This window comes from Wohlfahrtiimonas sp. G9077, assembly GCF_002252155.1.
Classification (GTDB): domain Bacteria; phylum Pseudomonadota; class Gammaproteobacteria; order Cardiobacteriales; family Wohlfahrtiimonadaceae; genus Wohlfahrtiimonas.
This window is the reverse complement of record NZ_NEFD01000003.1, coordinates 263983-276049: the sequence shown is the minus strand read 5'-3', so window position 1 is coordinate 276049 and position 12067 is coordinate 263983. Positions and strand designations below refer to the sequence as shown.

At 41.4% G+C, this 12067-nt stretch carries 9 protein-coding genes; 8 read left to right on the top strand and 1 reads right to left on the bottom strand.

The window, feature by feature from the left end:
• Positions 1–6 precede the first annotated feature (6 nt).
• The 4 genes from B9T20_RS06045 to B9T20_RS10130 are packed head-to-tail and all read left to right on the top strand — an operon-like array spanning position 7 to position 6010.
• The gene (locus B9T20_RS06045; protein ID WP_094490259.1) at positions 7–282 is read left to right on the top strand and encodes a hypothetical protein; all 276 of its coding nucleotides are present in this window, start codon (positions 7–9) and stop codon (positions 280–282) included.
• A gap of 23 nt (positions 283–305) precedes the next feature.
• Positions 306–3551, top strand: a complete 3246-nt coding sequence (locus B9T20_RS06040; protein ID WP_094490258.1) for a type I restriction endonuclease subunit R — start codon at positions 306–308, stop codon at positions 3549–3551.
• Positions 3548–5230 (top strand): hypothetical protein, encoded by a 1683-nt coding sequence (locus tag B9T20_RS06035; RefSeq protein WP_094490257.1) that lies wholly within the window; start codon positions 3548–3550, stop codon positions 5228–5230. The genes B9T20_RS06040 and B9T20_RS06035 overlap by 4 nt, the downstream gene beginning before the upstream one ends.
• Positions 5231–5239: 9 nt before the next feature.
• Complete coding sequence (locus B9T20_RS10130; protein ID WP_158520527.1) at positions 5240–6010, top strand: IrmA family protein; 771 nt, start codon at positions 5240–5242, stop codon at positions 6008–6010.
• On the opposite strand, the gene B9T20_RS10190 is transcribed toward B9T20_RS10130, so the two are convergent.
• Positions 5990–6232: a hypothetical protein gene (locus tag B9T20_RS10190; protein WP_199415228.1), complete on the bottom strand. Its 243-nt coding sequence runs from the start codon at positions 6230–6232 to the stop codon at positions 5990–5992. The two genes, B9T20_RS10130 and B9T20_RS10190, sit on opposite strands and share 21 nt — an antisense overlap.
• A gap of 154 nt (positions 6233–6386) precedes the next feature.
• Between B9T20_RS10190 and cfa the strand changes: the two genes are divergently transcribed.
• The 4 genes from cfa (at position 6387) to B9T20_RS06005 (ending at position 12064) form a co-directional block, all read left to right on the top strand.
• Complete coding sequence (gene cfa / locus B9T20_RS06020; RefSeq protein ID WP_094490256.1) at positions 6387–7535, top strand: cyclopropane fatty acyl phospholipid synthase; 1149 nt, start codon at positions 6387–6389, stop codon at positions 7533–7535.
• Positions 7536–7649: 114 nt separating this feature from the next.
• A complete protein-coding gene (locus B9T20_RS06015) occupies positions 7650–9086 on the top strand; it encodes an SWIM zinc finger domain-containing protein (RefSeq protein WP_094490255.1) in 1437 nt (478 codons plus the stop codon).
• 13 nt (positions 9087–9099) lie between these two features.
• Positions 9100–10965: a hypothetical protein gene (locus B9T20_RS06010; RefSeq protein ID WP_094490254.1), complete on the top strand. Its 1866-nt coding sequence runs from the start codon at positions 9100–9102 to the stop codon at positions 10963–10965.
• Positions 10958–12064: an AAA family ATPase gene (locus B9T20_RS06005; protein ID WP_094490253.1), complete on the top strand. Its 1107-nt coding sequence runs from the start codon at positions 10958–10960 to the stop codon at positions 12062–12064. Before B9T20_RS06010 ends, B9T20_RS06005 begins: the two co-directional genes overlap by 8 nt.
• Positions 12065–12067 lie beyond the last annotated feature (3 nt).

Genomic DNA, 12067 nt, shown 5'->3' with positions numbered 1-12067 from the left:
ATTATTATGCAGAAAGTAGAAAATGAAAGACATCAATTCATAGGAAAACTTGCAATTGCACTAAAAAGTGCAGAAATTCAAATCACTTTTGATTCTTTGAAGTCAATCATGAAAGATCGTGGTTATGATGGTTATTCAGAAACTGAAAATGTTGGCTTTGCTAAAGTTGTTAGAGCAGCGCATGATGCTTTTAAAGATGCAGGTGATTGCTTTACAAGAGCAGCAATCGCTGAAACTTTTACTGATAAAGATGGAAATTTTGCTTACGATCCTGAAAAGTAATAAAACATAACCAAAGATAAATTATGACAAAAATATACGAAGATGATATTGAGCAAATGGCAGTTGAAGAGTTACAGAAGCTTGGCTATGAGTTCATTCATGGCCCTGATATCGAGCCAAAGGGCAACCATCCATTAAGAACGTATCAAGATGTTTTGATCAATGAACATGTGATGGATGCAATTGCTCGGTTCAATCCCACATTGACAGAAGCACAATGTGCAGAAGTTTTTCGTACGATTACACAAATCTACAGCACATCATTAATCAGTGATAATAAGGCTTTTCATCGTTTATTAACGGAAGGCATTAATCTTGAAGTGCACCAAAACGGTGAAACAAAAGGTTTATTGGCATCATTGATTGATTTTGACAATCCGCTCAATAATACATTCGTTGTTGTCAATCAAATGACGATTCGCCAAGATCGCCATGAACGAAGACCTGATCTGATTCTATATATCAATGGCTTGCCTTTGGTTGTGATTGAGCTTAAAAATCCTGCTTCAGAAACGGCAACGATGGAAACTGCGTATCAACAGATCCAAACCTACCAAAGCGAAATTACAAACCTATTTACCTATAATGCATTTAATATCATTTCTGATGGATTAGAAGCCAAAGCAGGTACGATTTCTGCGGATTTGAGCCGTTATATGGCTTGGAAAACCAGCAATGGATTATCTCAGGCTTCAGCCACGCAACCACAATTAATCGTGATGATCGAGGGGATGCTCAATCCCGTGACATTATTGGATTTAATCCGTCATTTCATTGTGTTTGAAGAGATGGCAAGTACAGATCAAGCAGGCATTAAAACCATTAAAACCGTGAAAAAATTAGCGGCTTATCATCAATATTATGCGGTCAATGCTGCGGTTCTTTCTACAATTCGTGCAGCAGATGTGAACGCGCAATCAGAATCTGCTGAGGTTGCGATGCGCTTGCAAGGTCGTGAACGTCATCATTTGGTTTCTGAACAGAAAGCAGGCGATCGCAAGGCGGGGGTTGTTTGGCATACGCAAGGCTCAGGGAAATCATTATCCATGGTTTTCTATACAGGCAAAATCGTATTGGCATTGAATAATCCAACGGTTGTGGTTTTGACGGATCGAAATGACCTAGATGACCAATTATTTGGAACATTCGGTGCAGCTAAACAATTATTGCGCCAAACACCACAGCAAGCAGATAGCAGTGAAGAGTTAAAAGAGTTATTAAAGGTTGAATCAGGCGGCGTGATTTTTACTACGATTCAAAAATTCCAAGCAGATAATGATGAAGGGATTTTTGAGACATTATCAAACCGCAGCAATATTGTAGTGATTGCCGATGAAGCACATCGTTCACAATACGGCTTTCATGCGAAAGAAATTGATGTATTAGATGAAGAAGGTAACGTTATTGGTAAGCGCACAGCTTATGGTTATGCCAAATATTTGCGTGATGCATTACCAAATGCAACGTATCTTGGTTTTACAGGGACACCGATTGAAAAAACTGATGTGAATACACCGGCCGTTTTCGGTAATTATGTAGATATTTATGACATCAGTCAGGCGGTGGAAGATGGCGCGACCGTACGCATCTTCTACGAAAGCCGATTGGCCAAAGTGCGCATCAGTGAAGAAGGGCAAAAAATCCTCAAAGACTTTGATGATGAATTCAATGAAGATGAACTCACAGAAACTCAGAAAGTACGTGCTAAATGGGCACGAGTTGAAGGATTGATTGGCTCAACAGAGCGCATTCATGCCGTTGCTAAAGATATTGTAGAGCATTTCTCAGATCGTCTCGTAGCCAATGCGAACCAAGGCAAAGGTATGATCGTTTGTATGTCACGCCGCATTGCTGTTGATTTATATAATGCAATCATCGCCATTAAACCTGAATGGCACAGTGATGATTTGAATGATGGCGTGATTAAGGTTGTGATGACATCGAGTGCATCCGATGGCCCAGTGATTGCAAAACACCATACCACCAAAAAAGAGCGCCAAGATTTAGCTAAACGCATGAAAGATGAGGATGACAAGCTTAAATTGGTGATCGTGCGTGATATGTGGCTCACAGGATTTGATGCGCCCAGCATGCATACGCTATATATTGATAAACCGATGAAAGGCCACAACTTGATGCAAGCGATTGCACGAGTGAACCGCGTTTACAAAGATAAAACGGGGGGTTTAGTGGTGGATTATCTTGGCATTGCATCTGACTTAAAAGCAGCTTTATCCTTCTATTCGGATGCCGGTGGCAAAGGTGATCCTGCTGAGTTACAAGAAGAAGCCGTCACCATCATGCAAGAGAAATTAGAGATCCTCGATAACATGATGCATGGTTATGATTACAAAGCCTACTTTACGGCATCCACGAGTGATAAGTTGCGCATTATTTTGGAAAGCGAGAATCATATTTTTGGATTGGATGATGGTACAAAGCGCTTTATGACAGCGGTGACCGCTTTATCACAAGCCTTTGCATTGGCTGCACCTCATCCTACCGCGATGGATTCAGCAAAGGAAGTGGCGTATTTCCAAACCATTAAAGCAAGATTGGCCAAGTTTGATAACGGATCCACACGCGCAGGTGATTTAACCGCTGAAGCTTTAGAGCAACGCGTGAAGCAAACCATAGATCAAGCACTTGTGACAGATAACGTGGTTGATATATTTGATGCAGCAGGCATCCAAAAACCTGACATATCCATTCTTTCAGATGAGTTTATGGATGAAATGCGCGATTATCAGCATAAAAACATTGCTTTAGAAACCTTGAAAAAGCTCTTGAGTGATGAAGTGAGCATCCGTGAACGTAAGAATAAAGTGGAAGGTAAAAAGCTTTATGAAATGCTCAAAACTGCGATTAATAGCTATCAGAATAAAGTATTAACAGCTGCTGAAGTGATTGATGAACTGATTAAATTGGCCAAAACCATTCAGGAATCTGATCACTTAGCCAATGAATTGGGTTTAACAGATTATGAATATGCTTTCTATACAGCAGTTGCCGATAATGATAGCGCGCGCGAATTGATGCAAAAAGATACATTGCGAGAATTGGCTGTTGTTTTGACTGAAAGCATCCGTAAGAATGCAACATTGGATTGGACGAAAAAGGAGTCTGCAAAAGCCAATTTACGTGTTGTGGTCAAACGATTGCTGCGTAAGTATGGCTACCCGCCAAATATGGCTGAATTGGCGACAGAAACAGTGTTGGAGCAGGCGGAGAAGTTGGCGGAAGAGTTAATAAAGGAAGAAATGAAATGACAAAAATGATATGTGATCCAGTTTTATTCGAGAAGCTAAAAAAAGCAAATAAATCAGAAATAGATGAATTGATTAATATTCTTACGGATGAGGGTAGGGGGAGAGTTTCTTTAGATAGTGAGATTAAAAAACAGTTTATTTTGGCCAAAAACAATATTCACTATAATGATGACGATTTAACTTTATTGGCTCGTGAAATTCAGAGATATGGTGGAAACAGTGTGTTAAATGTGGTTCGTACAGTCATTAAAAAATCTTTGGTAACTTATGAAAAGATTGTGTCTGATGCATATCGTAAGGTCATTAATGGAGAGGATGAGTCGCTTAGAGAAAAAGAGATCGCTGTAGCAAAAAAAATATTCGCTGATGATATTTCTGTTTTTGAGAAAATCCAAGAAACAATGTCGGTTTTAAAGCCGAATAAGTTGGTTAAAAAAGTTTTTAAATACTCTCCGTTCAATATAGCTAATCAAGCAGACCGAATTATAATTCCATGTGTAGCTGTTTTTGGACGTATGGAATTAAGGCTGCAACATGAAAAACCATATAGTGATAGAGTTAATTCTACATCTGCCTTAAATATCGCATATCAGCAGCCGGTATCTAAAATATTGGATGAAGATGGTAATGAAATTTTGAGTTTAAAAGCATGTGATTTTAATCTCATGGTGAGTGATAAAACAAGAGATATGCCACAAGCACAAATTAATCGATTAAATTCTTTATTATCTGCTGCTCCAGGTTTAGCTAATTTTGCAGAATTACAAAGAGGAGGGTATGTTTTTTGTGATATTCCATTTGATCAATTAGCTAATAGCAAGGCTGTGGATGGCGCTAAACGTGGGATTATGCATGGTGCTGACGGGAAGATTCAGCAACATGTCAATTTGAGTGAAGCAGAGACTTTACAGAAAATTAATATTACGGGTTTGGTTTGGTCAGGGTTATCTGTTGCTGTGGCTCAGAAGCATATGCAAGATATTAGTGAAAAGCTAACAAGTATTATCAGTAAGTTGGATAGTATTAGGGATGAAGTAGAACAAGTACAAGCAGATAAGTTGAAAGGGCAAATTAAATATATTCAAAGCTTTTTGCAACAAAATACTTCATCATTGTCATTGCAAGAATTAAGCTCAATTGAGAATTGCTTAAAAGAAAATTATGAATTAGCTAATACTTTTAAAAGAAGGTTTGGTGTAATCATGAGCGAAGTCACATCTGATAATTCTAGTGGGTTCTTTTCTCGAAAACAGTATCGGAATGGTGTTTTTGAACAGGCAAATAAAATAAGTGCTTTGTTGACTCATTATGTTCAAACCATGTTTCTTCGTATTACGTTGAATGCACTACTATATGCTAATAGTAAGGAAAATAAAGATCGTTTTGTTCAAATAGCTCAGGAAGCTATAAAAGAAATTGATATGTTTGGTCAGTCTTTGAGGATTGTAAGGCAGCATCTTCAATCTAAGATTGAGCTTTCTAATGCATTATTATCTAGTGCAGATAATTTTCTAAAAAGTATTAGTGATAAACTTCAGGATATGACAAACTTAATTGACACTTCTCGCACAGAAGCTAAGCATTTGTGCAGGGTAACATTAGAAAATCCTATATATAAAACAAGGTTAAAAATAGAAAATGGGCAAATAATTGAAGCAATTGAGTATCAATCAATTTAAGGAAAGATTATGAGAAAATTGTTATGCGTTGCATTGTTGTCTACTTTAATTCCTTCATTTGCAGTGGCAGTAGATCAGCGTTCTGCGGAAATTAACCATACAGCAATGAATTATGCTAATGGAGGTGTATGTTCATACGCATTTACCATTGATGGTGGTGGTTATGAATTTTCTGATATGGAAATTACTATGAAAGCACTAGATACTTTTGGTGGATTGATCAGCTATGGCACTATGTCGGTAGATGCTTTTGGTGATTCAAATGCGACACGCTTTGCAGAAACATATTTAGAAATGGAATGTCCTGATCAGGATATTAGTGAGTTTGAAGTTGTTGGTGTAGTCGAAAAATTAGGTGGTCGTAAAGTCGAATTACCTTTGAGTATTTTTCATGCTAAAAATCCAAAGTTAGCAAGAGTTTCTGTTCAAGCAACGCCAGGTATTGATGCTATTAATAGAACTTTCATTGGAGCATGGGTTACTGATAAAAGATTGTGCTCTAAGCCAGAAGTTGAAACTGACTCAGATTATATTGTTAATATTTCAGGGAATAAAGTTCACATCGTTGGTTGGCAGTATGCGAGAAGTGAAACATTTGATTTTTTAAGTCCTGAAGATCACTTTAACACTGATGAAGGTTTTGGTGGTTGGGTTGAGTTTTCTCAATTTGCACCTGATTACTCTCAAACTTATGGCACAGCAGAATCAGCTTATCGATTAGAAAATGGCTATTTAACCATTGATGGCGGAAATTTGAAGTTATTGTCTTGTAATAAGTAATGAGAAAATCCCCAATATCAATGGATTTATAATCGATTGATATTGGGGGTTAGCATTATTTTTGATTTTATGTACTAAAGCCATTTCCGCGACCATATTTGAATAGTCGGTAGTTTCAGCAGCCCAATCTCTAAATGTAGAACGGAATCCATGCACTGTAATGACTTCTTGTAGATGATTGATCCACCCTTTACCATCAAGCTTTAGTTTTTCAGCATGCATTCGTCGGCATTTGGTAATCCACCATTAAAATTATCAATCCCCCAATCATATAATTTTAGATAATATATTAATTATTCATTTTTTAATCATTCACATAAATACTATCCCCACAATCGAAAGATTATTATGAACAGAATGACCATGGGAGAATGTTATGAGTCAAATGACAGAAATTGCATCAAAAAAAGTTGCGCATTCACAACGCATCATTGAAGAAATGCTCCATAAAGCGGGTATCGAGATCAATGGTACACGTCCTTATGACATCACAGTCAATCATCCTGATTTTTTTGATCGCGTGTTGCAACAAGGCTCCATTGGCCTTGGTGAAAGCTATATGGACGGTTGGTGGGATTGCGAGCGCCTCGATATTTTCTTCACGCGCGTGCTGAGTGCAAAATTAGACGATCAATTACCAAATAATTGGCATGACACTTTGAGAATCCTCGCCGCGCGCATTTGGAATCTACAGAACAAAAGCCGCGCATGGATCGTGGGTAAAGAGCATTATGACCTTGGCAATGATCTGTTCATGCACATGCTAGATCCTTACATGCAATACTCCTGCGGCTATTGGAAAACCGCCACGGATTTAGAGAGTGCCCAGCGCGATAAATTAGAACTCATTTGCCAAAAACTTGAATTAAAACCCGGCATGCGTTTATTGGACATTGGCTGCGGTTGGGGCGGATTGTCTGCTTATGCTGCACAACATTATGGCGTTTCGGTCACTGGCGTCACCATCTCAAAAGAGCAGCAGCAATTTGCACAAGATCGCTGTCAAGATTTAGATGTCACCATTTTGTTGGAAGATTATCGTGATCTCAATGATCAATTTGATCGCATTGTTTCCGTTGGAATGTTTGAGCATGTGGGCCCTAAAAATTATCGTGAATATTTTAATGTGGTGCGCCGCAACATTAAGGAAGATGGGCTATTTTTATTGCACACCATTGGCTCAAAATACAATAAAATCAACGTTGATCCTTGGATTGAGAAATACATCTTCCCGAATGGCATTTTGCCCTCCATGCAAAAAATTGCCGATGCCAGTGAAAATCAATGGGTGATGGAAGACTGGCACAACTTTGGCGCGGATTATGATCGCACGTTGATGGCTTGGTTTGAGCGTTTTCAAGCCGCTTGGCCAGAATTATGTGATCAATATACACCGCGATTTGAACGCATGTTCCGCTACTATTTATTGGTTTGCGCGGGGGCTTTTCGCTCTCGAGAAATCCAATTATGGCAAATCATGTGGAGCCCAAATGGCGTACAAGGTGGCTTGAGAACACCTCGATAAATCCTTTTGATTTGCATGTTTTTTATTCACTTGCTTCTATTTTATTTGGGCGCGATTTTGTTATCCTACACGGAAATATATCGAGCTACATATCCATAACAGAAGTGAGTGAGTATGAACATCAACGAATCGAGCATTGTATCGCTCGCACCGAACGCAGCAGCCGCTAAAAATGGCCATGCGCTCTATGCGAAAAATAAATTCAGTCAGATGCAAATCTCACCCGATCAAGATTTGATCTGGGCAGAGTGCGCAGGCAGCGGTAAAAATCCTTATTACTGCTCTGCTGACTATATTGATGAGCACAATCCTGTGTTCCGCTGTACGTGCCCGAGCCGTCAGTTCCCATGTAAACATGCCCTTGGCCTGCTCTATCTCTATAGCAATGCGCCCACGCAATTTGTAGAGCATCCTGTCCCTGACGACATCGCCGCAAAGCGCGGGAAAATGGAGATGCGTGCGGAAAAGAAAAAGGCAGACGCTGCAAGCGCAAAAAGTGCTGACAAACCCAAAAAAATCAATGCCACCACGGTGCGTAAGCGCATTGATCAACAGCTGCTTGGGCTGGATATTGCAGACACTCTCCTCAATAGCATTGTGCATTCTGGCTTAGCGGCATTAGATGGTCAGCTCATTGATGCCTATCAAGCACAAATTAAAGCGCTTGGTAATTACAACATCAATGGCATTCAAACGGCATTTAATCACCTGATTGTCGCCATTACACACATTGAAGCAGATGATTACACCATCGCCATTGATCAAGTCAATTACATCGCAACCCTTCTTAAAAAGAGCCGTGCGCATTTAACCACATGGCATGCAGAACCCACGCAATCGCCTGATGTGAGCTCCGCGATTGAGGAGCAAATTGGGCGCACTTGGAAAATCAATGAATTGGCAGAATTGCAACAATTTGAAGAAAATGCATCATTGATCCAGCTCTCTTTTAATGTCTTTGATCACACTGCGCGTAAAGAATTCGTGGACGAAGGCTTATGGCTCAATTTAAACACAGGGCGCATCTTCACCACCCTCAATTATCGCCCTTATCGCGCGGCTAAATACATTCAGCAAACGAATTCCACCGCGGAGATTCATACGCTAGATACCTTGTACATTTACCCTGGCGATGTCAATCCGCGCATTCGCTGGGAAGATCAAGAGTGCAAAACGCGCGCCGCAGAAACTAACGATTACGCCCGTACATTGACGCATGCTGCGACTGATTATGCTGAGCTCATTAAATCTGTGAAAAACAGCATTAAAAATCCGCTGGCAGATAAATATCCCGTTGCCCTCATTGCCTTTCATCGTGCTGCGCTCGTGGATGATAGGCCTGTTTTGATGGATCAAAAGGGTGCAACATTAGTGGTCAAAGATCTTAAAAACAGTGAGCCAACCACCACATTATTGGCCAATCTATTGCCAGAGACTGCGGACAATACTGCTTTAGTGGTGCGTTGTCACACGGATTTAGCCTCTGCAACCTTTGCCGTACAAGTGCTCGCCATTGTGCGTACAGATGGCATCATTCGCTTAATTTACTAATAGGACGCCATTTATGTTACTACAGCCTTTATCTGACCTACGCACAGAGGTCAATCGCTTGATGATCGCGGGCAGCCGTTTTGCTCATCATGATCCGCGCTTACAAAAATTACTGCCCATCTTTGAAAAAATGGGGGGAAAAGCCCCCATTTTCAAAAAAATTGCCGAGCACATCCACACATTGGTCAATGCAGAGACACAAGACAGCGCCGCCCATTTAACTGCGCTCTCTACCCTGCTCTATGCTGTGTTATACACACAAGGCAAAAGCGTGATTAATGGCGAGCAAACATCACCCCAACCGATCTTAGACATCGAAACCCTCAAAACGCCGCTGACTTATTTAGAACTTGCCCCCACCATCACCGCATTGAATACCACAGGTTCAGGGCGCTATGAAATCATCACAGATGCTTATGCGCGTGGCTTGATTCATGATGTGCGCCTATATAGCCACATCGCCCGCGGCATTGAAGATAAATATGCAGACATTGCTGATGAAGTCGCCGAGACCATCATTCCAGCCATTGGCGCACCGATGATTCCGTTTTTATTGGCAGACCTCACTTTAGTGGACAATAAAGGCAATGCGCGCCGCATTGAGCTGCTTGATCAACTTGGGCACACATTCACCGATGAATGGATTGACAACATTCTCAATGGTAAAGCCACAAAGTTACAAGTGGCATTGATGCCAGCGCTCTCAAGAAATTTGCATCATCTTGATCATTTATTGGCGGCTGCCAAAAGTCAGAAAAAAGCGTTGAAAGAAGCGGCTTATCTTGGACTTGCGCGCTCACCCTTGCCAGAAGCTTGGGATTTCTTAATGGCGGCATTTAACACGCAAAAATTAAGCACGCTTGAGCTCATGGCCAATACATTACAATCCATCACAGATTTGAGAGGATATGATGCAACGTTCCTTGCCCCGTTATTGACTCAGATTGAAGCACTCAGCACATTTGAGTGGTCAGAAGATTATGGCAAAACCGCTGATATTTTCCGTCACATCAATGCTTATGTGCGTATTTTTGACCACATCTATTATCCTGAGCTCATCGAGCATTTAATCAGTTTCAGCCAGCAACTCAATGATTATGAAGGTCAGCGTAGCCAAAAACAGGGTGATGCCAATTTTAAACCCTTCTCAGAAGAGTTTGATCGCCTACAATCCTCAATTGCCCGCTATTTTGGTGAGCTAAGATTGCCTGAAGATCATCCTGATTTTGAGCGCACATTAAATGCCGTACTGATCCAGGATCATTATGCGCGAAGATTATTCATCGAGAATATGCGCCATTTAAGCTTCTGCCCGCATTTTATCTATCGTGCGTTTAAACAGCTCTATCCGATGGATCAGGTGATCAATTTTGCCAACATCCTCTGTTATTTGATTGACTCAGTGGATAATTCACCTTATACCGATGGCATTGCGCCACGTTTTTATGTGCTCTATCAATATGCATTGACGGCGCCTAATCCACAATATGCCGATCCACGCTGGGCTGATGATCTCTATGATTTTTGTTCCACACAAGAATTTTTAATGATGCTGCGCTCTAATTACACCAAACGTGGTCAAAATGCTCACAATGCCTTTGATGTCTTAGCACTGCTGCATGGCCTTGAGCCTAAAGATAGCCCGCGCATGATTGAGTGCCTCACTCATATGATGCACTATTTATCCTACGATAAAATGGGCACAATTTTTGCATATTTAGAAGAGCGCATGGGCAGTGCTAAAGCTGCGCCACGCATCATCGAAAAAATCAATGCAGAGTTTGCGCGCCTTGGCAAAAAGCCACAAGGCAGCGTTGAATATCTTGCCAACCTCACACAACGCGCCGCGGCGCAAAACAACGGAGTCACCCATGGCTAAAAAAGCTCAAAAAACCAACGATGCCCTGCGCTTACCTGCAGAACTTTTATATGCCCATGAGTTAGATGCCCTTAAAAAAGAGGATGCCTCACAGGAAAAACCCGCCGGTTGGCAGCTCTCCCCAAAAGCCGTGCTTAAATTCATCGTGGGCGGTGAAGCAAATGGCGTGATCATCACACCAAAATACATTGGTCATGATCGCTTAGTAGAAATCGCCATTGCGACACTTTTAACCGATCGCTCCCTCTTATTAATTGGCGAACCGGGCACCGCGAAATCATGGTTATCTGAAAACTTAACCGCCGCCATCTGTGGTGATTCCGGTAAAGTGGTGCAAGGCACAGCGGGCACGACAGAAGAGCACATTCGTTACTCATGGAACTATGCGATGCTTCTAGCGAATGGCCCATCTGAAGAGGCTTTGATCCAAAGCCCAATTTTCCGAGCAATGGAAACAGGTTCAGTCGCACGCTTTGAAGAGATTTCTCGCTGCGCCTCTGAAGTGCAAGATGCATTGATCTCTATTTTGTCTGAAAAAACAGTTTCTGTGCCTGAACTTGCCCGCGAACAGCGCGCACAGCGTGGTTTTGCCATCATTGCCACTGCCAATACACGCGATAAAGGGGTCAATGATATGTCCTCTGCCCTCAAGCGCCGCTTTAACATCATTGTATTACCTGCGCCAAGCACGCTTGACACAGAAGTGAGCATTGTCACTAAACGCGTGGCTGAAATTGCCAATAGTTATCAACTCAAAGCAGCATTGCCCACAAGCGCGGACATTGAAAAAATCGTCACCATTTTCCGCGAACTGCGTGAAGGCAAAACCCTTGATCAAAAACAGAAACTCAAATGCCCAAGCGGTGTGGTTTCCACGGCGGAAGCCATCTCTTTGATCACCAACAGCATGGCGCTCGCTGCAAGCTTTGGCACAGGCACCATTTGTGAAAATGATCTTGCCGCAGGGCTTCAAGGCGCGATTGTTAAGGATGATGAAAAAGATCAAATCGTCTGGAGAGAGTATTTAGAAAACGTGATGAAAAAGCGCGGCGCCAACTGGCGTGATCTTTACCACAGCTGCATTGAAATGAATGGATAATCT